This window comes from Microlunatus phosphovorus NM-1, assembly GCF_000270245.1.
Taxonomy (GTDB): domain Bacteria; phylum Actinomycetota; class Actinomycetes; order Propionibacteriales; family Propionibacteriaceae; genus Microlunatus; species Microlunatus phosphovorus.
On sequence record NC_015635.1, the window covers coordinates 4099001 to 4123219 of the forward strand.

Annotated in this window: 15 protein-coding genes; all 15 read left to right on the forward strand. The window is 63.5% G+C overall.

Features of this window, described 5'->3' with window-relative positions:
• Window positions 1-4 precede the first annotated feature (4 nt).
• The 15 genes from MLP_RS18365 to MLP_RS18435 all read left to right on the forward strand — a co-directional run bounded on the left by MLP_RS18365 (window position 5) and on the right by MLP_RS18435 (window position 24075).
• Window positions 5-427, forward strand: a complete 423-nt coding sequence (locus MLP_RS18365) for a hypothetical protein (RefSeq protein ID WP_013864660.1) — start codon at window positions 5-7, stop codon at window positions 425-427.
• Between the two features lie 23 nt (window positions 428-450).
• On the forward strand, window positions 451-657 hold the full coding sequence (locus MLP_RS18370; protein WP_231851338.1) for a helix-turn-helix transcriptional regulator: 207 nt from the start codon (window positions 451-453) through the stop codon (window positions 655-657).
• Between the two features lie 171 nt (window positions 658-828).
• Window positions 829-1767 (forward strand): NAD(P)-dependent alcohol dehydrogenase, encoded by a 939-nt coding sequence (locus MLP_RS18375; RefSeq protein WP_172641595.1) that lies wholly within the window; start codon window positions 829-831, stop codon window positions 1765-1767.
• A gap of 473 nt (window positions 1768-2240) precedes the next feature.
• A complete protein-coding gene (locus MLP_RS18380; protein ID WP_013864664.1) occupies window positions 2241-2420 on the forward strand; it encodes a GNAT family N-acetyltransferase in 180 nt (59 codons plus the stop codon).
• A gap of 314 nt (window positions 2421-2734) precedes the next feature.
• Window positions 2735-6754, forward strand: coding sequence for an ATP-binding protein (locus MLP_RS18385; RefSeq protein ID WP_041790252.1), 4020 nt, complete (start codon window positions 2735-2737; stop codon window positions 6752-6754).
• A 289-nt stretch (window positions 6755-7043) separates the two neighbouring features.
• Window positions 7044-7664: a DUF1819 family protein gene (locus MLP_RS18390; RefSeq protein ID WP_013864666.1), complete on the forward strand. Its 621-nt coding sequence runs from the start codon at window positions 7044-7046 to the stop codon at window positions 7662-7664.
• Window positions 7661-8260 (forward strand): DUF1788 domain-containing protein, encoded by a 600-nt coding sequence (locus MLP_RS18395; protein ID WP_013864667.1) that lies wholly within the window; start codon window positions 7661-7663, stop codon window positions 8258-8260. Before MLP_RS18390 ends, MLP_RS18395 begins: the two co-directional genes overlap by 4 nt.
• Before the next feature lie 5 nt (window positions 8261-8265).
• Window positions 8266-11787: a BREX system P-loop protein BrxC gene (brxC, locus tag MLP_RS18400; protein WP_041792941.1), complete on the forward strand. Its 3522-nt coding sequence runs from the start codon at window positions 8266-8268 to the stop codon at window positions 11785-11787.
• Between the two features lie 11 nt (window positions 11788-11798).
• Complete coding sequence (gene pglX, locus MLP_RS18405; RefSeq protein WP_013864669.1) at window positions 11799-13697, forward strand: BREX-1 system adenine-specific DNA-methyltransferase PglX; 1899 nt, start codon at window positions 11799-11801, stop codon at window positions 13695-13697.
• Between the two features lie 509 nt (window positions 13698-14206).
• Complete coding sequence (locus MLP_RS18410; RefSeq protein ID WP_013864671.1) at window positions 14207-15421, forward strand: tyrosine-type recombinase/integrase; 1215 nt, start codon at window positions 14207-14209, stop codon at window positions 15419-15421.
• Window positions 15422-15526: 105 nt separating this feature from the next.
• Window positions 15527-16501, forward strand: coding sequence for a BREX-1 system adenine-specific DNA-methyltransferase PglX (locus tag MLP_RS18415; protein WP_013864672.1), 975 nt, complete (start codon window positions 15527-15529; stop codon window positions 16499-16501).
• Between the two features lie 68 nt (window positions 16502-16569).
• On the forward strand, window positions 16570-18051 hold the full coding sequence (locus tag MLP_RS18420) for an RNA-binding domain-containing protein (RefSeq protein ID WP_041792944.1): 1482 nt from the start codon (window positions 16570-16572) through the stop codon (window positions 18049-18051).
• Window positions 18048-20543 carry a BREX-1 system phosphatase PglZ type A gene (gene pglZ / locus MLP_RS18425; RefSeq protein WP_013864674.1) on the forward strand — a complete coding sequence of 832 codons (2496 nt, stop codon included), beginning with the start codon at window positions 18048-18050 and terminating at the stop codon, window positions 20541-20543. The genes MLP_RS18420 and pglZ overlap by 4 nt, the downstream gene beginning before the upstream one ends.
• 15 nt (window positions 20544-20558) lie before the next feature.
• Window positions 20559-22700 carry a BREX system Lon protease-like protein BrxL gene (brxL, locus tag MLP_RS18430; protein WP_013864675.1) on the forward strand — a complete coding sequence of 714 codons (2142 nt, stop codon included), beginning with the start codon at window positions 20559-20561 and terminating at the stop codon, window positions 22698-22700.
• Window positions 22681-24075, forward strand: coding sequence for an SIR2 family protein (locus MLP_RS18435; RefSeq protein ID WP_083843875.1), 1395 nt, complete (start codon window positions 22681-22683; stop codon window positions 24073-24075). Before brxL ends, MLP_RS18435 begins: the two co-directional genes overlap by 20 nt.
• Window positions 24076-24219: the final 144 nt, after the last annotated feature.

The window sequence follows — 24219 nt, forward strand, 5'->3', positions numbered from 1 at the left end:
CGTCATGACCTTCACCGAGCGGTACACCTGGGCGGGACTCGCCATCAGCGTCGTGACGTTCGTCGCGTACTGGACGGTCGTCATAGTGCGTGCCGGCACGGACGGACGCCCGCTCGTCGACGTCGACTGGCAAGGTCCGATGCTGTGGTCTCTCCTTCTCGGCGGTGGGCTGTACGCGGTGGTGATGCTGCTGCTGTGGCTGCGTGTTCGCGGGGAGGCGCACACCGACGAACGAGACCACGAGATCGAGCGGCACGCCGCGAGCACGGGCGGTGGGATCACCGGGCTTGCCGCGCTGGCGGCTCTCGTCATGCTGGCACTCAACGCGCCTGCGTTCTGGACGGCGACGGTCCTCTTCGTGGGTTCGTTCCTCGGCTCGCTCGCGAGCGTGGGAGTCAGTCTCGCCGCCTACCGCAAGGGGCTGTGATGGCCGGCCCCAAACCCACTCGGGTGTCCAATCGCATCCGCGAACTGCGCGCGGAGCGCAATCTCACACAGGCGGAGCTCGCGGCAACCCTCGGCGTCACCCGCCAGACCATCATTGCCATCGAGCAGGGGCGCTACTCGCCTTCGCTTGAGATGGCCTTCCAGATCGCGCAGGCGCTCGGTGTCCCGCTCGATGGGGTCTTCACCTATCAGGGGGACGATGCGAACTGACACGATTCCGGCCTAGCGCCGTACAGCCCTAGCGCCAGGCGCGCCTAGCGCCACCGCACCCAACACCCAAGGCCCGTGGCCACAGGACGGGACCTCAGCTTTCCACACCCTTTTGGAGCCTTCATGCGTGCACTTCTTCAGCCCGCCTACGGCGAGGCAGACACTCTTACGGTGGGCGACGCGCCCATCCCCACCCCCGGCAAGGGCCAGGTACTCATCCAAGTCGCTGCGGCGTCGGTCAATGCGGCCGACGTGTTCGTCATGCGCGGCGTGCCCCGTATGGTGCGACCCGGGAACGGACTGCGACGCCCGGCGCGGCACAGGCTCGGCATGGACTTGGCGGGCGTCGTTGCGGATGTCGGCCCCGGAGTAACCCGCTGGCAGGTAGGCGACGCGGTGTTCGGGCAAGGCATCGCCACGTTCGCCGAGTTTGCCCTCGCCGAGGAGCGCCGCCTCGCGGCGCTGCCCCAGGGCCTTGACGCCGAGCACGCCGCCGCCCTTCCCGTCGCCGGAACCACCGCCATGCGCGCAGTCGAGGTGGCGAAGGTGATGCCGCGCCAGCGAGTTCTCGTCACCGGTGTCGCCGGTGGCGTCGGCCAGTTCGCGGCACAGCTGGCGGCGCTGCGCGGCGCCGAGGTCATCGGAGTGTGCTCCGGTCGGAACGTGGAGCGCGTGCGGTCGCTGGGAATCGAGAACGTCCTCGACTACGAAACCCAGGACCCCCTGGACACAGCCACGCTCTACGACGCAGTCATCGACAACGCGGGCGGTGTGCGCATCCGGGACTGGCGCCGGGTCGTGGCGCGCGGTGGTGCCATCCTGCCCAACAGCGGGGTGCGAGGGCCCGACGGCGGTGCCCTCATGCGCGTCTTCAAGGCGCAGTGGCATGGGCTCGTCGCGCCGCAGCGTGTACGGGTCTTCTCCGGGACCGTCACCACGGAGCGCCTCACGGACTTGGGGCAGCTGCTCGCCACTGAACGCATCCGGCCTCTCGTGGACACGACGTACCCCCTGGATCAGGCACCGGAGGCGCTCGCGAGAGTGGGCACTCACCACGCACGAGGCAAGGTCATCGTCACCATCTCCCCCGTACGGCCGGTTGTGGCATAGCAACCGAAGCTCGCCGGCCAAGGTCACGGCGCATTCTGGGCGGCGGGTCGTCCATGCACGCTGAGCCACCCGGCAGGCACCCCGCTCCCACCGCGTGACCAGGTCCTTGCTCGCCGGGCAGAGTTGGAGAACGCACTACGCAGGGACACCAAGGAGGACACGCATGATGGGAGTCATACGTGCTGACCAGCTCGCGGATGCCGGACGACGACTGGCTCGCGTATTCGTCGACGGGTTCGGTCATCGCCTCACGTACTTCTCGAAGGATCCGGTCCGGCTGGTTGCGGCGTTCGCTCACATGTTTCGCACGGATTGCTTCTTCGTCGCGATCGAAGACGGAGCCGTCGCTGCGATGGCGGGCATCACGGATGGGAACGAGCCAGCCGTGGAGTTGAATGCCGCACACCTGAGACGGAAGCTCGGACTGCTCCGGGGAAGCATCGCCGCCGCCGTGCTCGACAAGACGTGGCGTCGTGGGTATCCGATTCCCAGACACCATCTTCATTTTCGAGGTCGGCGATCGCGACACCGCGGCGGTCGCACTCTACGAGAGTCTTGGCTTCACCGAATTGGCCAGAGTGCCTGACCCCGATTCGAAGCACTCGGGCTACGACTACCTGCTCTACCTGAGGCTCGACCACCCACGAGGCTGAGGCGCTCCGCAGCCGCACCTCCGGACGTGATATTTCACCCCCGACTCAGGTCCTAAAGCTGTGCTGAACGTGCGTCGCCCTCTCGTCTCCGGGGGTGTCGGCAACTGTCGTGGTTGGGCGGCCGGTTAGATGGGGATCAGGCCACACACCGAGCGAAGGGACAGCCAGTAGTGCCGGGGAAGCGCGGACGGGGACAACGGTCTCCCCAGGGCAATACGCGACCGAACAGCCCTGGTCGACGCCGAACGAAAGGCAGTTCGACTGCATCGCCGAGCAGCGGGTCCGCTCTCACGAGGCTCGAGCGGCGGCGCGCGATGGACCCAGAAGCCCTCTGGGAGGACCTTCGGCAAGGCGCACGCAACGTCGCCGGAGTCACATGGCAGGTGAACGTCTGCGTCTATCTGCTGATCGCAAGCTTCGCCGGCGACCTCCCATTCACCCGCATCACGCCCGAGGGGTACGAAGACGCAGACTGCGAGGCGGGCAATGGAACCCGTATCTTTGTTCAAACGAAGGAACTCAGCGCAGGTGCTGGACGCCTCGGCGCGGCCGCAGTCGCAGAGGCCCTTGCCCACGCGGAGGCCAGTGCTCGCGGTGCTGAGATTGTCCTGATCACTGATGGATCTCTCGGGTCGGGCCTGGCTTTCTCAGGCTGGACCGGCTATCTCTCCGACCAGCAGAACCCAGGCACCGAGGACGTAGTCGCGGCCCTCACCAACCGCGGCTACGACCGTGACCAGGCTGAAGACATCGGGAGAAGAACTCGCGTGGTGCAGTTGCCGTATCGCGTCCGGGAGTCGAGTGAGGCCCTTCTCGCACGTGCAACCGGCTGCCATAACACGGTGGCCGGACTGGCTGTCAGCAGGCTCACGGAGATTGTGGCAACGGCGGCCGCTGAGCAACGCAACACTCATATCGACACAGCCCGGCGAGTTCGAACAAGCGACATCGACGTGGTGGTCAGCGACATCCAGGACACCGTCGACGTCGAGGGTCTCGACCATGCCCAGCGCCAGGGGATCTGTTCGCCAGCAGACTTCCTGACACCCGACGCGGTTCCGGCGAGGACGTTCTATCTCGGTGTCGATGGTCGGCCGAGCCATGTCGCCGCGAATCTCGACGTCGTCCGGCCAGTGGAACTCGCGACCTGCGCCGACGGACTCGCCGATGAACGAAGCGTGCTGGTTGTCGGGCCCTCCGGCTCTGGAAAGTCGGTTCTGCTCTGGCGAGCAGCGCGCGATCTCATCCCTGCGGCCCGCGTCCTCAGAGTCCGACGAGTGACCAACGAACGTGACGCCGCTGACCTTGCGCGCCATGTTCGGCTCATGCGGCCGAGCGAGCATGCGCCGGTGCTCGTCGTGACTGACGATCTCGGCCGTCCGGCAACTACAGCCTGGCCCGGAGCAGCGGCGTTGCTGCGGGAAGTCCCGCACACCTTTCTGCTCGGAGCAGCGAGGGCGGAGGACTTCCATCCACGTCTGCTGGTCGGAGCCACGCGAGTAGTCCAACCCCGGCTCGACACAGCGACGGGAGTCGAGATCGGCTCGCGGGTCCAAGACCTCGGTATTACGCAACGCATGGATGTCGAAGAGGCACTCGAATCCAGCGAGGGCCTCCTGATGGAGTTCGTGGCCCTACTCACCACCGGCCAGCGGCTACGCCAGGTGCTGGCTGGCCAGGTCGCTGACCTCGCAGACCCGGACCGACGACTCCAACGTGACGCGGCCAGATTGCTCACCGCCGCGCACACACTCGGCCTGTCATTGCGGGCCGATCGGCTGGGTGCCAGCCTCTCCGCACCGACAGACCAGGACAGTGTTGGTGACGCGCTCGGAGTGCTCCGTGACGAGCACATCATCATCGCGGATGGGACCACCTGGAGCGGTCTTCACGAGCTGCGCTCGACCACGATCACCGAACTACTCCACGAGAGTCCGCCTCCAACCATCGGAGCTACCTGGTCTCGCGTCATCGACATCGTAGAGCCAGCGCAGGCCGGCTGGATGCTGCGGCGAGTCGCAGAGCGAGCACCAGAATCGGTTCCAGACCTGATGCCCTCCATCGGTTGCCTGCTTGCCGAGTCTGGACACACCGCCGTCGACGTGGCCAAAGTGCTCGAAGGGGCAGAACGGGCCGACAACACGCTCTACGTCCAAGCCTCCATACCAATCCTTCGAGCAGCGCTCCGGCCGGGGATGAACATCGAGAACATGTCGACGATCACCTATCCGATGCGCAACCAATCATTGATGTGGGAGCCCATCGGCTCGGATTCGTGGGACCACGCCGCGGCCAGGCTACGGGCTGTGGCGGAGAGGATGCCGCTCCGCGTTGACTTCGACTCGACCCTCGGGCAGGCATGCGCGTCATTGACCGGGGAGGTCCTGCCTCGTCTCTTGGATGGGGCGGACATCGTCAGCGCAGTGCGGCTGCTAGAGGCCGGCCAGGAGCACGTCACGGTCCCAGTCCCGCTCATTCGCTCTCTCGTCGAACGCGCTCCACTGCCACGTGACCCGGTCACCGCGATGCACTACTCCCGGCTGATCGCCGCCGCTGCTCGCCATGTCCAGCCCGAGCAATACGAGTCGACCTTCGGCTCCGTTCAGGACCGCGCTCGGGCCGTCGCCGCAGCTGATCCCTGGAGCCTCGACGCAACGGTCGACCTCACCGCCGCCAAGGTCAGCGTGAAGCGTCTGCTGCCGCTCGAAAGCACTATGCCTCCCGCGATGTCGTGGGATCTGCCGCGGGCGGACGCGAGTGACATCCTGAACACCGAAACCGTCGCATGTCTCGAGCGGCTGGTCGACGCCTGCCCCGAGCTCATACAGTTCGAGATCAAGACCCTAACGGCGTCGGGCACTCCTCACGTCGTCGCTAATCACGAGCCTGGATACAAGGACATGGCACGCGAGCGCTTCCCTGATCGCGCTTCCGTGCGCCGAGCAGTCGGCTACCAAGCCGCGCTGCGACGTGCGACCGCATCTCAGACCTGGACTGAGGTCGTCACCGAGCAGATCGAACTAGCCAACGGACTCGCCACCCTCACCGAGCAGGCACCCCTCCGGCTCAAGCCATACGACAACAACCGCAGGCGAAACGACTGGCGTGATCAACTAACGAGCCTGCGTACGCGACTCGCCGCGCTGGACCCGCCGCCCATGGAGCGCGGAGCGGGACCAGCAGTCGACGAGGCACACCACGATCACACTGATCGCAGCCGCGATGCCACTACGCGGGCGCTAAGCAATACCGCTGACGCACTCGAACGCCTCTGTCCCGAGGATGTCTCGGAACCGCCCCGGCGACTGACCTCTGCGATGGACCTGCGGTCCGCAATCTCCAACCTGCGGGCCGCCCTCGCACAGGGCCGCACCGTACTCGACCGCCGGGGGTCTCCGATCCCCAGCAAGCTCATTAACAATCTCGAGCGCGTAGCGAACCTCCTAGCCGCACTCCACACTCACGAGGCGGCCACAACGGAGATCCGAGCAACTGACCCACTCGACTCCGCCGACGAAATCTGGACCCGAATCTCCGAACAAGCAGCAACTTCATCCCTCTCGCGATTGGCGAGTCGGCTCGAGTCACTGTCCGGCGTCGAGATCCAAACCGTTCTCGACCCTGACCCCCCATTGTGGTCGCTCGACCATCGGGCGTGGCTGATCACGACGCGCATGGACGAGCTTGACGCTGTAGCCGAGTTACTGGATGGCCTCACTGACGATGAGCGAACCCAGATCAGCGGGCGGGTCGTCGTGCTCGCCGTCGGGTTCATCGATCCCACCAGCAGCGCGTACTCGATGCAAGAAGCGGCCCAGACCCGATCTGATTCAGCTGAGCCACGACGTGTATCCCTGGATGCCGGCTTCCAACTCAGCTTCAGCTCCTCATTCCCGACTGTTCCGTTGACGCCTGAACGCGCGTGCGAGTGGTCCGAAGCAGGCGGCCTGGCCCGCATACCAACCGATCCCACGCCTCCAGCCAACGTGTTGGAGAACCTGATTGTCAGGTCGACGAACGCTGCGTTGCTACGCATGCGACGCTTCTCACCTCCGGGAGAGATGCCCGGACCACTACACGCGGCCGATGACCAAGCGGTCGGCACACCAAGCGCAGCAGGATCTCTCGCCGGCGACGCTGTCGCTGAGGCTCTGTGGGTCCTTAGCTCCCAAGTCGCTGCAGAGGAGGCTGGAACTGCAACCACAACCCTGGCAGAGGTCATCCTGTCCCCTGTAACCGGAGCCGCCCCTACTGAAGAAGAGGGCATTCTGCTGGGCGCTATCGCGACCCTTCACTTCGCTCGATTCGACATGCACGACGGCTTGGAGCCCTGATGCCTGAACGAGGGGTGCGGATTGCGGCCACCCATGCTTCGGGATTCAGGCATCACATCGGTTCAAGCCCCACCGCTTCCACGGCATCCTCGGCCCCAGGGCGCGCATAGTGACCGGTAAGGTTCGGCGGGCGAGGTTGACGACAGGGTGCGGAGCGGCGGCACTGAACTCATTCAGACGGTTGCATCGGTGGCTAAGCCTCAACGGGCGGAGGCCACCCGATAGAAATAGGTCAGAGACCGAACGTATGTAGCCTGATCGTCTGTGCTGAACCGGATGGAGGTGGCGATTGAGCACTAGCGCATGCGGCGACCGCCGCTACGCCATGTCCTTCAGCACCGGCACCCTTCTGTCCCGCGAGTCCGTGATCGCCGCACCGCTGTATCTCGACACCCAGGACTGGGCAGTAGTCCGAGGCCTGCTGAACGCAGAGAACCTGCTCCAGGCGCGGACCGCATCATCGAGGGATCGGTTGGCTTGGGAGGTCGTTCAGCGACTTGCGACTCTCACGGAGACCGAGCTTCGCCTGCTGATCGAGGCCAGCCCGAGCGAGCGGAGCCATCTGATGTGGGCTGCCGCATGCCGCCGGTACGCCTTCATTGGCGATTTCGCCGAAGAAGTGGTGCGCGAACGGTTCCTGCTGCTTACCCCGGCACTCGGCTATGCCGAGTTCGACAGCTTCGTCAGGGGCAAGTCGCTGTGGCACCCGGAACTGGCCGAGCTAAAGCCATCGACATTGCAGAAGCTCCGTTCCAATCTGTTCCGGATGCTCGCAGATGCGGGGCTACTCGCCAATGGCGAGATCACCCAAGCCATGGTCTCCCAACGCGTACTCGACGTGCTCAACGCACGCGTACCGAGTGACTTGCGGTTCCTGCCCACGCGTGCCGGCCAGGAGGTCACACTGTGACGGTTCATGATCTCACTCGCCAGGAGGAGCACCTGTTCGCGGTGCTCAGCGGTGAGCGCTTCTTGAAGATGGAGGGCCTGTCGAACGAGGTTCCGTTCTTCATCTACCCCTACGAGCCCGAGCATGCCCTCGACGTGGCGAAGGCGAAGAAGCGAGTCAAGAACCGGCTGGCGAGCAGGGGCATCGAGGTTCGTGAGGTCAATCTCTACGACCTCTCGGTCGAGATCCTGAAGGAGCGGGGCGACTGGGATGAAGTGCTCGAGGTCGAGCCCGAGCTGGACAAGGCCGAGTTCACCGAGATGTTGCAGTCGATGCTCAACCCGCAGCACCACCTCGCCCCCGCGATCCGAGATCGCCTCGCTGATGGTGGTTTCGACATTGTGTTCCTGACCGGAATCGGCGAGGTCTTCCCCTATATCCGGTCCCACAACGTGCTCAACAACTTGCAGAGCGTCGTGGTAGGCCGGCCGATGCTCATGTTCTTCCCCGGCCGCTACGAGCAGTCCGACACTCTCGGCTCCTCGCTGGTGTTGTTCGGCAGGTTGAAAGACGACCAGTACTACCGCGCCAAGAACATTCTGGAACAGGAACCGTGACCGTCATGCAGCTCACCGAGATTTTCGCCAAGGATGTCCAGCGGCCCATCGAGGGCGTCATCAAGGCCGATGACGTGGCGCATCTGGGCACCGAGGTCGACGAGTACGTCCTGACCAATGAAGCCGCCAAGGGTCTGGAACTGCTGCTTGAGTCGTACACCAACTACACCAACGCGAACGGCGTGTGGATTTCGGGTTTCTTCGGCTCCGGCAAGTCGCACCTGTTGAAGATGCTCGCGCATCTCCTCGGCGAGGTGGAGGGCGACGACTTCCCGCGTGAGCGAGTGTCGGAGAGCTTTCGTGCCAAGGCGACGGATGCTTTCCTGCCGCCGCTGCTCAACAAGGCCGACCGCATCCCGGCCAAGAGCCTGTTGTTCAACATCGATCAGAAGGCCACCCTGATCAGCAAGGATCAGACCGACGCCTTGCTGCGTGTGTTCGTGAAGGTCTTCGACGAGTCCCGCGGTTACTACGGCGATCAGGGCCACATCGCCCGATTCGAGCGGCAGCTTGACGACGAAGGCCAACTCGATGCGTTCAAACAAGCCTTCCGAGCCGTGTCCGGCCGAGACTGGATGGAGCGCCGTCCGAGCTTCGGCCTCCCAACCGTGCGCCGTCAGGTCAACGCGGCCTATGCACAGATCACTGGCATTGACTCCGCAACCGCAGGAGACATCCTCAAGACCTATCAGGACACCTACGCGGTATCGATCGAGGACTTCGCCGACGAGGTCCGTGTCTGGCTCGACCAACAGCCCGCGGGCTACCGGTTGAACTTCTTCGTCGATGAGGTAGGGCAGTTCATCGGCTCCAACACGCATCTGATGCTGAATCTTCAGACGATCGCCGAGTCGCTGAACACGAAGTGCGGCGGTCGGGCCTGGGTGTTCGTCACCTCGCAGGAGGACATGGACAAGGTCGTCGGAGATCGCACCAAGCAGCAGGGCAACGACTTCTCGAAGATTCAGGCCCGGTTCAAGACCCGCGTCAAGCTCACCTCGGCCGACGTGGAAGAAGTCATCCGCAAGCGTCTGCTGGAGAAGAACGACAAAGGTACTCAGGTGCTCGAAGCCGTCTACGCGCAGGAGTCGGCGAACTTCAAGACCCTGTTCGACTTTGTCGATGGCGGGAAGACTTACCGCAACTTCACCGACGAGACCAAGTTCATCGGCACCTACCCGTTCGTCACCTACCAGTTCCCGCTGTTCCAGGCCGCGATCGAGGGCATCTCCGACCACAACGTCTTTGAGGGCCGCAACAGCTCAGTCGGCGAACGTTCCATGCTCGGCGTCGTCCAGCAGGTCGCCAAAGACATCGGTGACGTGGAGATCGGCTCACTGGCCACCTTCGACGCTATGTTCTCCGGCATCCGCGCCTCGCTGAAGTCGGCGGCGCAGCGCTCGATCGACCGTGCGGAGCGCGACCTCCCCGACAGCGGCTCACCGGTCACCAAGCTCGCGGTGCGGCTGCTCAAAGCGCTGTTCCTGGTCAAGTACGTGGAGAACTTCCAGGCCACACCGCGCAACCTGACCGTGCTGGTCTACGACCGATTCGGGCTCGACCTGCCGGCGTTGTCCAAGCAGGTTCAAGAAGCACTCACGCTGCTGGAAACGCAGACGTACGTGCAGCGCAACGGCAACGTCTACGAGTACTTGACCAATGAAGAGCAGGTGATCGAGGAAGAGATCAAGAACGTCGAGATCGACTCCTCCGAGGTCTCCACCCGGCTCAACAGGATTCTCTCCGGCGATGTCGTCAAGACCTCCAAGCTCCGCTATACCAAGAACGGGCAGGACTTCCCGTTCGGGTACAAGCTCGACGACCAGGCATTCGGACAGCAGCGTGAACTCTCGCTGCACTTCATCACTCCCGAGTATCCGTATGGACCCGAAGAGATTCGGATGCACTCGGCGGGCAAGGACGAGCTCCGGGTGATCCTCGCTCCTGACGACCGGGTGCTGGCCGACTTGCGGCTGCTGATCAAGACCGAGAAATACACCAAGCGCAAGCAGACCAGCTCGCTGTCGCCGGTCGAGGAACAGATTCTGCGCGCCAAGGCGACCCACAACGCGCAGCGGGAGAAGGAGCTGGTCGAGCGGATCCGCCGCGCCGTCGGGCGAGCCGATCTCGTGATCAACGCAGCAGACCTGGCGCCGGGATCACAGGACGCGCTCATCCGGATCACCGACGGATTCCAGGACCTCATCTCACGCACCTACACGCAGCTGAGCCTCCTCGGAGGACGTACCTACACCGAGCAGCAGGTCGCCGGATTCGCGAACCCTGACCAATCCACGCTGTTGGACGGCTCCTCGATCCATGCACTCGCCGCGCCGTCCGACGAGGTGCTGTCGTACCTGCTGCAGCGTGACCGGCTCCGTGAGCAGGTCACGGTCAAGAAGATCGTCGATCACTTTCAGGCCAAGCCTTACGGCTGGGATCTGGCCTCCATCGAGTGCGTCTCAGCCTGGCTCGTCGGTACCTCAAAGATCACCCTCACCGTCGACTCAAACATCCTCAAACGCAGCGAAGTCGCGACCACACTCTGCAAGACCCCGAAGCACTCTCACGCCGTCGTCGCCCCGCAGAAGACCTTCGACCCGCGCAAGGTCACGGTGCTGCGCGCCTTCTCCACAGACTTCTTCGATGAGCCCACCGCGCCGAAGGACCCGCTCGAACTGGCTCGACACGCCAGCGAGCGCCTCCGCGCCAAGTGCGAGGAGCTCAAGGCACGAGTCAGCGGCTCGAAGTACCCCTTCGTGACTCAACTCGAAGGTCCCATCGCGCTGCTCGAATCCGTCGTCGGAAAGCCCGACGACTGGTACCTGACCGACTTCGCCACCGCCGATGATCTGCTTGACGCGAAGACCGACGTCATCGATCCCATCCAGATCTTCCTCGGTGGCGCGCAGCGCCAGATTTTCGACGAGGCAGCCGACCTGTTGGCCGCCAACGCAAGCAACCTGAACTACTTGCCCTCCGGAAGCAGCCAGGAGGTGTCGCGTCTCCTCGCCGACCCGCAAGCCTTCCGCGGAAACCGGATGACCAAGCTCAAAGCCGCTGCCGTCGAGCTCCAGTCGAGCATCGACGATGCGCTCGTGGCCAACCGCGACGGAGCGCTTCTGGAGATCGACTCCCGTTGGGCACCACTCCAGACCAGCACGATCTATCTGAAAGCCACCGACGAGGCGCAGCACAGCGTGACTCGGAAGGTCAACACGATTCTCGACCGGATCGGCCGAGAGCGCCAGATCGCTGTCGTCCGCGAGATCGCGAACACCTTCGAGGAACGCACCTACCCGGCCATGCTCGACCAGCTCGCTGTTTCTCATCGCAGCAGCGACGCGGATGGCAGCGGCGAGCCTGACCCGGCACCGATCAAGAAGCAGACCGTCTCGGTCAAGAGCATCAGCCCCACCGGCATCCATGGCGTGCTGGAATCCGAAGAGGACGTCGATCGCTACCTCGACGCACTGCGCAAGGCGCTGGTCCGAGCCCTCAACGACAACAAGCGCATCGCGCTGTAGGAGAAGCACGCATGAACACCGCACCGCTGAAGAGCTTCGCCACCTGGGCCAGGCGCGAACTCATCACTCAGGTCAGCGCTCGCCTGACCGCCGTGCTCGCGCCCGCATCACCGGAGCGAGTCGAGAACCAGCGTGCCGTGTCCGCACTCGAACGCGATATCGCGTCCGCCGGCGGCGGAGCCAAGGGCAAGGACGCGATCACCGACAGAGTCGCGTACACCTGGTTCAACCGCATCATCGCTCTACGCTTCATGGACGCCAACGGCTACACCGGAATCGGCGTCGTCTCACCCGCCCACGGCCAGCAGACTGGGCAACCAGAGATTCTCGCCGACGCCAAGCGTGGCAGCATCGACCCTGCCGTCGTCAGCAACAAGCGCACCCTCGAAACGATCACCGGGCTCCTTGACGGCACCCGCCCCAGCGCAGATGCCCAAGGCGAGGCCTACACGCTCCTGCTCGCGGAGTACTGCCGCTACTGGCACCGCCCAATGCCCTTCATGTTCGAGCGCGAGGGCGACTACACCGAACTCCTCATCCCCGCGAACCTCCTCGCCGCAGACTCCATCCTCACCAAAGCTGCTGCGGCACTCACCGAGGAGATCTGCTACGACGGCGGAGACGGGGCGGGTGGCGTCGAAGTGATTGGCTGGCTCTACCAGTTCTACATCTCAGAGCGGAAAGACGAAGTCTTCGCCGGATTCAAGAAGGGGAAGAAGGCCGGTGCCGTCGAGATTCCCGCCGCGACCCAGCTCTTCACCCCGCACTGGATCGTTCGCTACCTCGTCGAGAACTCCCTCGGCCGCCTCTGGATGCTCAACTATCCCTCATCCAGACTCATCGAGCAGATGGACTACTACATTGCGCCGGTCGACGAGGAGACCGACTTCCTCAAGATCAGCAGCCCGGAAGAACTGAAGATCATCGACCCGGCCTGCGGCTCCGGGCACATGTTGACCTACGCATTCGACCTGCTCTATGCGATCTACGAGGAAGAGGGCTACGCCCCCTCCGAGATTCCCGGGCTGATCCTCACGCACAATCTCTACGGCACCGAGATCGACCCACGCGCCGGAGCGCTGGCGGCGTTCGCGCTCACGATGAAGGCCCGTGCAAAGCAGCGCAGGTTCTTCAGCAAGCGGGTCGTGCCCAGCATCTGTGTGCTGGACCCGATCACGTTCAGCCCCGACGAGTTGGATTACCTCGTCACCAAGAACGGCGACCGGCACGCAGAGAAAGCGTTCTGGAACCAGTTCGCCGAGGCTGACACCTTCGGTTCCCTCATCCAGGCAGATCCTGACCTAACCGTCCGCCTGGCGCGTCATCTCGCAACCCTCGATGACGAAGGCGACATGCTCCGCGCCGACGCGCTCAAGTGGGCCCAGCGCGTCATCGACCAAGCCGAGTATCTCACCCGGGCATACACGGTGGTGGTCGCGAACCCACCATATATGGGTAGCAAACAGATGAACGCCCGCCTTTCACAGTTCATGAAGGACGAGTACCCGGACACCAAGACCGACCTGTTCTCCGGCTTCATCGAACGCTGCACCGCCTTCGCAGGTCCGCGAGGGGCGGTGGCGATGATCACGATGCAGTCGTGGATGTTTCTTAGCTCGTACGAGAAGCTCCGGGCCTCCCTCCTCACCAATCAGCGGATCACCTCGATGCTGCACCTTGGTGCTCGCGCTTTCGACTCGATTGGGGGCGAGGTCGTCTCCTCGACTGCGTTCGTTCTGAACAGCCGACCAGGCGGGAGTCGAGGCACGATCACTGCCCAGAAGGGAGTCTTCGTCCGCCTGGTCGAGGGCTCCTCGGAGGCCGAGAAGATCGCTGCGCTCCGCACCGCGCTTGTTGGCCGCGACAAGGGGTCGGGCTATCATCTGGCGTCGGGCGAAGTCCGCCTGTGAGACCTCGTAGCGGTTGTACGCCGAGTCACGGAACAGCGCCTCGATCGCAGACACCGGCCTGACATCAACGTGCTGCTCGAAGAGCCGTCGATACACGCTAGGCGCTGACTTGGTGGCCCGGGCGTTGTCGATCACGAATGCGACGGTTCCGAAGTCCGACCCGAAGATCCCGCGTCCCAGGTGCGCCATGGACGCGATTCGTTGGCTTCCAAGCAGGTCGTGCCGCAGGTCTTCGAACGACTTCAAGGACATCCATGACGGGAGGTTGATCATCGCCCAGGTGCCGCGGCGAACCGTGAGTTCCTGAGCACGAACCATGAATGCCGTCATCAGGTCGGCCTTCCCGGTCGGGTACTCGTCCTTCATGAACTGTGTTGCGGATAGCCGTCGACTCGCCCTCCAACGCCAGGCCCCAACCCTCGAAGCCGCGCCAGCTGCGAGGTGGCGAGCTGGCAATGGCTACCCCGACGGCTACCCTGCCGGCCAGCGTGATTGCCTACCGTGACGCCATGCCTAGAGTTAAGCAACGCAGCAAGGGAACCGGATCGGTCTACCAGAACTCTCGGGGACAGTGGGTGGCCGCGATCGAGGCCGGGTGGACCGAACGTGGCGGGCGGCGGCGCATCACTTTGAAGGCCCGCACAAAGTCCGCGGTTCGCGTCCGTCTCGCCGAGGCTCAGCAGCGGATCGCGGCCGAGGGGCCTACCGTCCAGAAGCACAGCATCACGGTCAAGCGGTGGGCCGACCTGTGGCTCGAACACCGGCAGCGCATAGTCAGGCCCGGCACGTACGTCTCTGACCGCTCGGGAGTCAACCGGTGGATCGTTCCGACGATCGGGCACTTACGCCTCGATGCGCTCGTGCCCGCGGACATCCGCAAAGTGACAGTTGCCCAGGAAGGCGCCGGCCTGGCACTCGCCACAATGCAACGTACACACACGGTGCTCGGCAAGATCCTCACTGACGCAGTCGCCGAGGGGTATCGCGTCCCTCAGCATGCTCGCGAGGCGGGTAGCCCGGGGGCCGGGCACTCCCCAAGACAGTCCCTAAGTACAGAGGCGGCGGCGAAGATCCTCGCTGTCGCCGTTACCCGCCCCGACGCCTCACGATGGGTCGCGGCGCTCGTGGAAGGGCTGCGCCCCGCGGAGGCACTGGGTCTGACCTGGGACATGGTGAATCTCGAGGCAGAGACGATGACGCTTGCCTGGCAACTCAAAGCCCTGCCCTATGTCGAGTTCAGGCGACCCGAGAGTGGATTCCGGGTTCCTCGCGGGTTCGAGTCCCGCCAGATCCAGGGCGCCTACCACCTGGTCCGGCCGAAGACCCGGGCCGGGAGTCGTGTCATCCCGCTCGTGCCCTGGCTCGTCGCGGCGCTCTCGGCGTGGGCAGAATGCGCGCCGCCCTCCCCGTGCGGACTCGTCTGGCCCCGAGACGACGGCGCCCCGCGATCGGCGGAACTGGACCGTCGGCAGTGGTACGAGATCGCTGAGGAGGCCGCTGTGACAGTCACGCTCTCGGATGGCAGTGTTCGGAGGCCGCTTCTATACGAGGCGCGCCACACGGCAGCCACCCTCCTGCTGGCCAACGGGATCGACGAAACCACGATCAAGGCCGTACTCGGGCACTCCTCTGTGCTGAGTACGCAGTCCTACCTGCACACTGACAGGGCAAGGACCCGAGCGGCGCTCGCGGTGTCCGCGGAAATGGTCGGACTTGGGCGGTAGCCTCAGGAGACACGCTTCGGCTACCCCAATGGCTACCCTCCCGTGCCTGGACGGCGGTCGACTGCAATAGTCGGCACCTCAGCCAGACTCTCGTAAGGAACCTCGTTGAAGACGCTTGAGCAGGTGGTTGCGCAGCATCGAGCAGAATGGGCGGCGCGCTCGCGCACTCAGCAACAGTTGGAGATCGAGAACAACGAGGCCGTCGCGAGGCTCTACGGGCTCGAAGACGAGGTTAGCTCGCATGTACCGCTCGAGCGCGTGTCACTCACCAACAACTCCGCCTTCCGGTGGCCGAACAAGACGCCCGAGGAGCGCGATGTCCTCTTCACAGAGTCCGCCATCGTCGACCTCGTCTCCTATGCGGTTGGCTGCATGTTCGGTCGATACAGCCTCGACGAGCCGGGCCTGATCCTGGCTGACCAGGGCGCGACAGTCCAGGACTACCTCGCGAAGGTGCCGACACCGACGTTCAAGCCCGATCCAGACAACGTCCTCCCGATCGTTGATGGTGACTGGTTCGAAGACGACATCGTGGCGCGGTTCCGCCAATTCCTGCGCACGGCCTTCGGAGAGCAGCACTTCGAGGAGAACCTTCGGTTCGTCGAGGAGTCCCTGGGAGCCGGGTCGCTGCGGGAGTACTTCATCACTCGCGCCGGGCGATCGAAGTTCTACGACGATCATGTGAAGCGGTACAAGAAGCGTCCGATCTACTGGCTGTTCTCCAGCCCGAAGGGCTCGTTCAACGCGCTGATCTACATGCACCGCTACACGTCGTCCACGGTCTCGACCGTGCTGAACGAGTACCTGCGCGAGTTCGAGTCAAAGCTAGAGGCGAACCTTCAACACCAGGAGCGGCTCGCCGCCGGGAACGGCACTCCTCGCGAGAAGGCTGCCGCGCTGAAGGACGCAGAGCGGCTCCGCAAGGTGCTGCTCGAGTTAGGTGAGTATGAGCACGACGTGCTCTACCCGTTGGCGTCACAGCAGATCGCGATCGACCTCGATGATGGGGTGAAAGCTAACTACCCGAAGTTCTACCCGGCCCTCAAGAAGATCACGGGGTTGGAGGCTGCCGATGAGTGAGATCGGGCTGGCGGCCGGCCACGAGGAGATTGTTGTCCCGCTGGGACGACAATCTGGGGATGCGTCCGATGCCTGACGTCTTTGAGCTGGACGATCGTGGGCGAGTGCGCGCTCCCGAAGGAAAGACGCTGGAGTTCAAGCGCGACCTGTCGTCGCCGACGAAACCGCTGCGCACGATTGTCGCGTTCGCGAATTCTGCTGGCGGGCGTCTGGCCATCGGCATCGATGACGACGGCACGGTGGTTGGCGTCGCAGACCCTCTCGCAGAAGAAGAACGGATCGCGAGTCTGATCGCGGACTCGATCATGCCCTGGCTGATGCCGGGGATCGATTTGGTACCCCTTGGTGAGAAGACGGTGCTCGTGGTGGATGTGCCGCTGAGCACTGGGAGACCGCACTACCTCGCATCGAGGGGACTGGCTGACGGCACCTACGTACGCCTGGGGTCGACCAACCGGAAGGCTGATGCGTCACTTGTCGCCGAGATCGAACGGTCGGCACGCGGCATTCGGTTCGAAGACCTCGCGGACAGTCGCGCAACGCTAGCCGACATTGACCTTTCGGTGCTGCCCTTGGTCGACGGACGCCGCGTCGGCGAGGCCGATTTGATCGCGCTGGGACTCGCCGTTCGCCACGGAGAAGACATCGTCCCGACCAATGCGGGACTCCTCGCCGCATGCCCACGCCCGGATCGCTTCATGACCTCGGCGTGGGTGCAGTGCGGCCGCATCCGCGGAGCCAACCGCACCGACATCGTCGATCGTATGGAGTATCACGGCCCGATGCTTGGCGCGGTCGATGCCGTGATGGATTTCCTGCGCAAGAACGCGTTCCTCTCTGCCCGCTTTGGTGACGTGCGACGGCAGGACGTCTGGTCGATCCCGATCGAGCCGCTCAGAGAGGTCGTGGTGAATGCGCTCGTCCACGCAAACTATGCCGAACCAGGCACACCGGTGCGCATCGCCTTCTACGACGACCGTATCGAGGTGGAAGGTCCAGGACTGCTCGTTCCGGGAATGACGATCCCCGGCATGCGCAACGCCTCACGACTGCGAAATCCGTCCCTGGCTCGTGTTTTCAGGGCCGCCGGACTGATGGAGAACTTCGGAACCGGTGTCCGTCGGGTCTATGAGCAGCTCGCCGCCGACGGACTCCCCGAACCGAAGGTCGAAGAGGTCATCGACCGCTTGCGCTTCACCGTCTACGTGCCGTCCCATGCGCCGGACGCGGGTCTTGGTGCCGATGAGAAGCACCAAGACCGGGCACTAAGGCACCAAGATGAGGCACCAAGTCAGTCTGTAGCCAGCCTTTCGTCGACCGAGGCTGTAGTTCTTCGTCAGGTCCGAGTTGATCCAGCGAGCCGCGCGGAACTCATGGCGGCTCTGGGCATCACGAATCAGACTCGCGCGTTCCGTCGACATATCGAGCCGCTCCTTGAGTCAGGGCTGCTAGAGCGCACACTCCCTGACAAGCCCACGAGTCGAGACCAGCGCTATCGGATCACGGAGCTCGGTCTCGTCGCGCTAGCCGGGCAGGAGGACGCCGAATGACTTCGCTCAGCGCCGTACTGCCTCACCTGGAGCAGACGTTAGCGACACAGCGCCTGGTCTTCTGGCACGACGCTGACGGTGAATACGCCGCCGACCTTGACGCGCTTGATCTCAGCGGCGTGACCACAGTGCGCGTGGAGAACAACGAGTACGCGGTGAAGAACCGCGTGCTCCATGACGAGCCGACCGGCAAGTTCCTCCTCTATCGCGGCGGCACTGTGCCCCCTGGCACCGGAAACTGGCTGCTCGACCTTGAGCTGGCGTATGGGGTCTTCACCGCTGATCGGACCGCACTGGTACGCCAGGAGCTCGGCCTCACCGGCACGGGCATCGACGATGTGGTCCGCGAGCATGAAAAGTTCTTCCGTGCCGCGAAGCGAGTTCAGAGCCTCAAAGCGTTGCTCGCGGTTGATGATGACGCGGATCGGCTGCGAGCAAAGATGTCGGCAGTAGTGCTTGGCCAGCGCGAACACAGCATGCTGGAACTCACGCGCACATTGCTGATCGAGAACGCCGACGGCAACCGCACCAAGTACGAGGCGCTGGCCGAGCAGGGGCTCGATGGGTTTCACTGGGCCGGCACCGCCAAGATTTACGGCTATGGGGCGGGCGCGCCCAGCATCGACGATTTCGTGCTGTGGATGTTCCGCCAAGCAATCAACGGCTTCGCATCGGACACCCCAGGAGCCCTCCGCAACATCCAGCTCGACTTTGCGAGCCTGCGCAACGACCGGCGCAGTGCAAACGCCCTCGCGAGCTTGGCACGACGGGCATCAGAGAGTCTGAGCTACGCGAGCAGCATCGAGGACGCCGAACTCGCCGAACTTGTGGGCAACGATCTCTTCGAAGACGTGGAACGCAAGGTCATCAGCGCCCTTGCTCACGCTGTGGTCAAGCGAACGATGAGCGCCCGCGAAGTGTCCGAAACCATCCGTACTCGCCAGAGCAGCATCTGGGTTGACGGCTATCGGGAGCTGTATGCGGCGCTCGGCGCCGCCTCAGACCTGCTGAGCGAGCTCGCGACCGCAAGATTCGAGATCGCCTCGTTCGATGACGGGCTCGACCAGTACCGCGAGAGCTGGTTCCGCGTTGATCAGCTCTACCGGCGGTTCCACTTCGCCGCCCGTACGACCGAGTACGCCGGCCCGCTCGAAGCGCTCCGGGTGGAAGTAGAGAAGCACTACGCCAACCGATACCTCTACGAACTCGGCAATGCCTGGCAGCAGCAGATCGACGCCGTGGATGAGTGGCGTTCGGTGACGCTGCGGCCGCAGACGAGGTTTTTCGCTGATCGGATCGAGCCGCTCGCCCGGAAGGGTAACCGAAGGGCTGTCGTCATCATCTCCGATGCCCTCCGCTACGAGGTCGCCGACGAGTTGCGGTCACGCATCCGCCAGGAAGACAAGTTCGACGCCGACCTCGACGCGATGCTCGGTGTGTTGCCGAGCTACACCCAGCTCGGCATGGCCGCCCTCTTGCCGCACAAGACGCTGGGCCACTCCCCCAACGGAGACCCGGTGCTTGTCGATGGCCAACGTTCCGACGGAACGGGGAATAGGAACAAGGTGCTGGCTCTGGCGAATGGGTTCGCTGTTCAGGCCGAGGACGTTCTTGCGATGCCCCGCAGCGAGCTGCGCGAGCTGTATGGCGCACACCAGGTGCTGTATGTGTACCACGACCGGATCGACGCCGTGGGTGACAAGGCCCGTACCGAACGGCAGGTGTTCGAGGCCGCCGATGATGCGCTGCGCGAGCTGGTCGACCTCATTAAGCGGCTGACGAACGCGAATGCCACAAACATCCTGGTGACTGCCGACCATGGCTTCCTCTACCAAGACACCGCGCTCCCCGACGCCTTCTACCTCTCGACCAAGCCGCAGGGCAACGACCTTGTGGCGACAAACCGCCGCTATGTGCTGGGCCGGGGACTCAAGGACGATCCAGCGTTCCGGAAGTTCGAGCCCGAGCAGCTCGGGCTCAGCAGCGATCTCGAGGTGCAGATTCCCAAATCGATCCACCGCCTCAAGCTGCCCGGCGCAGGATCGAGGTTCGTCCACGGCGGAGCCTCGCTCCAGGAGGTCGTGGTGCCGGTGCTGACGGTCAACAAGAAGCGCAAGAGCGACACCCGGCCCGTCAATGTCGAGGTGCTGCCCGAGACCGACAAGATCACCACCGGTCAGCTGGTCGTGAAGCTCTTCCAGTCCGAGCCCGTCAACGACAAGGTCCAGCCGCGCACACTTCGGGCAGGCATCTATATCGGCGAGACGCTGATCTCGAACCAGCCCGAGCTGATCTTCGACCAATCCTCCGATGAGAAACGCGACCGCTACCAGAACGTACGGATGCTGCTCAGCCAGGACGCCAACGAGTTCAACAACCGCTCCGTGGAGTTCCGCCTCGAAGAGCAGATACCCAACACCACCCAGTGGCGCACCTACCAGCGGGCGCAGTATCTGCTCAAGCGTTCGTTCATGTCGGACTTCGATTTCTAAGGAAAGCAGCAGGCCATGACCGACACCGGGAGCCCGGGCGCGCAGAATCCGGAAGCCGAGCCGAGCGCACCGCAGCAGAGCGACCTCGACTACATGATCAACCTGCTGTTCGGCGGGTCCGTCGTTCGCAAGGACCTCGTGAAGGCCGTCAAGGGCAACGCGATCGTCCCCTCGTACGTGCTGGAGTATTTGCTCGCGCAGTACGCGGCCTCGGACGACGAAGCGACGATCCAGGCGGGCATCGATGCAGTGCGCAGGATCCTGGCTGACCACTACGTGCACCGCAACGAGTCGGAACTGGTGAAGTCCACCATCCGCGAGAAGGGCCGTCACCGGATCATCGACAAGGTCACCGTGACCCTGAACGACAAGCAGGATGTCTACCAGGCTTCGTTCGCCAACCTCGGCCTCAACGGCGTGATCGTCGAACCGGCGACAGTGAAGGCCAACCCGAAACTGCTCGTCGGCGGCGTGTGGTGCATCTGCGACATCGAATACTTCCACACCGACGATGCCCGAGTCGTGCCGTGGATTCTCGGGTCGCTGAAGCCGATCCAGATGTCGAGCTTCGACTACGAGGGCTATCTCGCGTCGCGTGAGGGCTTCAACACCGAAGAGTGGATCGACCTGCTGATTCAGTCCATCGGGTTCAACCCCGAGATGTTTGGGCGGCGGGCCAAGCTGCTGCAGCTGGTTCGGCTCATCCCTTTTGTGGAACGCAACTACAACCTCGTCGAGCTAGGGCCGAAGGGCACCGGCAAGTCGCACATCTACTCCGAGTTTTCACCCCACGGCATGCTGATCTCCGGCGGCGAGGTCACCGTCCCGAAGCTTTTCGTCAACAATGCCAACGGCCGCATCGGGCTGGTCGGCTACTGGGATGTCGTCGCGTTCGACGAGTTCGCCGGCAAGAAGAAGCGCACCGACAAGGCGCTGGTCGACATCATGAAGAACTACATGGCGAACAAGTCGTTCTCCCGTGGCGTCGAGACGCTCGGCGCCGAAGCCTCAATGGTGTTCGTGGGCAACACCTCGCACAACGTGCCCTACATGCTCAAGCACTCCGACCTGTTCGACGAGCTACCCGAGGCGTATCACGACTCCGCCTACCTCGACCGGCTCCACTTCTACATCCCCGGCTGGGAAGTCGACACGATCCGCAGCGAGATGTTCTCCTCCGGTTACGGCTTCGTCGTCGATTACATCGCCGAGGTCCTACGGGCGATGCGCCACACCGACTACTCCGACCGCTACCAGCAGCACTTCACCCTCGGCTCGGACATCTCCACGCGAGATCGCGACGGTATCCACAAGACCTTCTCTGGCCTGATGAAGCTCATCTATCCCAACGGTCAGGCGACGCCGGATGAGATCGAGGAACTGCTCCGCTTCGCCGTCGAGGGACGCAAGCGCGTCAAGGACCAGATCCTGCGAATCGACACCACCATGGCCGCCGTCAACTTCGGCTACTCCGACAAAACGGGCACCTGGCGCGGCGTCACGACACTCGAAGAGGACGAGTACCCCGACTACTACCAAGCCCGGCGAGCCCAGACCGAGGAAGACCCCGATCCGTTCGGCCCTGCTGAGTCCTCGGAGGAGAAGGGTGAGGCTCCGCTCCTGCCACCGGTTGAAGTCGTGCCCCAGCTATTCGAGGGCCACCGCGAGTTCCAGGAGAACCAACGCGGGATCTCGTACGAAACGTTGCTCATGCCGTACTTGCTCGGCGCCAGCGAGATCAGCATCGTCGACCCCTACATCCGCCTAGCGCACCAGGGGCGCAACCTCGTCGATCTGCTCGCGCTGCTGGCCGCCAGCAAAGACCCCGCCGACGAGATCGCCGTGACGCTGGTGACCAAGGAGGTCAGGGGTGAGTACGAACAGCAACACCTCCTCATGCTCAAGGACATCCAGGACAGCGCAGCCACCGTCGGCATTCAGTTCACGGTCGCCTGGGATCAAACCATCCACGATCGTTCGATCCGCACCGACCATGGCTGGAAGCTCCTCCTCGGCCGCGGCCTTGACATCTTCCAGAAGGGCTCGGGCAACCAATTCGACCTCGGCTCTCGCCGCCAGGAGTTCCGCCAGGTCTTCGCGTTTGGCATCACCTATATCAACGAATGCAAGGGGCCTGATGACGACTTCAAGCACTGAAACGGAGTTGGAGAGCGGGCCCAAGGGGCTGCTTGTTGTAGGCGGTGTGGTCAAGGAGATCATCACGACATCCGAGCCAAATGTCCTTCGGGAGCATCTGGGGTCGCTGTTGCAGGTCAAGAATCTCGTCGTCCTTCTTGGTTCAGGTGCTTCGTTCCACCTGGGGTCGCCGAAGACGCGCGACCTTACCAATGAGCAGGTACTTGGTCTCATCAAGGAGGCTGGTGGTGAACCAACCGAGGAACATCAGGCGTTGCTCGCAACCATCAATCCCACCGACAGCGGTGATCTGGAAAAGCTCCTGAATGGGCTTCAGCTTGCCTCATCGCTTGCCACTCAATCCGGCCAAGACTCGGTGACGCTTGGTTCGGGGGTCGATGCCAAGTCCTATCCGAAGAATCTGGTCGACGGCCTCCGGCAACAGATCAACCGCGCACTCGCCGAGGCATGCCGACTGCCGAAGACCGGCAAGCAGCTGGACCCACCGTTCGACGCCGACCCACTACTTGCACACCGAACGTTCCTCTCTCGAATAATCCGTAGCCGCCGAGTCAACCTGCCACGGCCGCAAGTCTTCACCACGAACTACGACCTGGTTATTGAAAGCGCTCTCGACCAACTCGGGTATCCGTACATCGACGGCTTCAGCGGCACGGTCGATCGCCGCCTGAACCTCGCGTTCTACGGCCTTGACTTTCACCGGGTCGAAACGACGACGCAGTCGGTGCTGGCACGCGCAGAGGGTGCCCTCTATCTACACAAGGTCCACGGAAGTCTCAACTGGCGATCGTCTAGCGACAAGGACCGGCTGACTGGACTTGAGTCGCTAGAGGTCAAGCACACCACTGCTTTCCTTGAAGACGACCAACTGGTGTTGATCTACCCGACGTCGGCGAAGGAGGGCGACACCCTCGCGTACCCGTATTCAGACCTCCTTCGGCTGCTAGGCGATGCTGTACAGCAGGAGGACACGGCCGTAATCGTCGTAGGCTACGGATTCGCCGATCCGCACATTAACCGTCTTCTTCTCCGCAGCCTTGCCACGAACTCAGCGCTTAACGTCCTCGTCGCCGATCCGTTCGCGGTGCTCGAAGACGCAGATATCACGTCCTTAACGTCAGACTCTCTGCAGCAGCAGCTCAGTGACCTCGATGTGACGCCGAAGAAGACCGCAATCGCCGCACTTGCGACCACAACCGATTCCCGCATCTCCGTACTCACTGGCGAGCACGGCAAATTTACCGAGCTTGCCCGCCTTCTACCCGGATCATCCCAGTTGGGCGATACACCGACGGCCGTTACAGCACTGATTGAGGCGCTTGAGCAAGCTGCACGCGGCGGCAGCCTGCCCGCTCCGGGAAGTGGCGCTCAATGACTGAGGTCGGCATCATTGGACGTGTAATCGATGTCCGCAGCACAACGATTAGAGTCGCACTGGACGTTGGATCGAAGGGGTTCACGAAGGTCGGACCCGACGGCCTCCAAACCGTCGGGGTTGTTAACTCCTACATCACCGTGC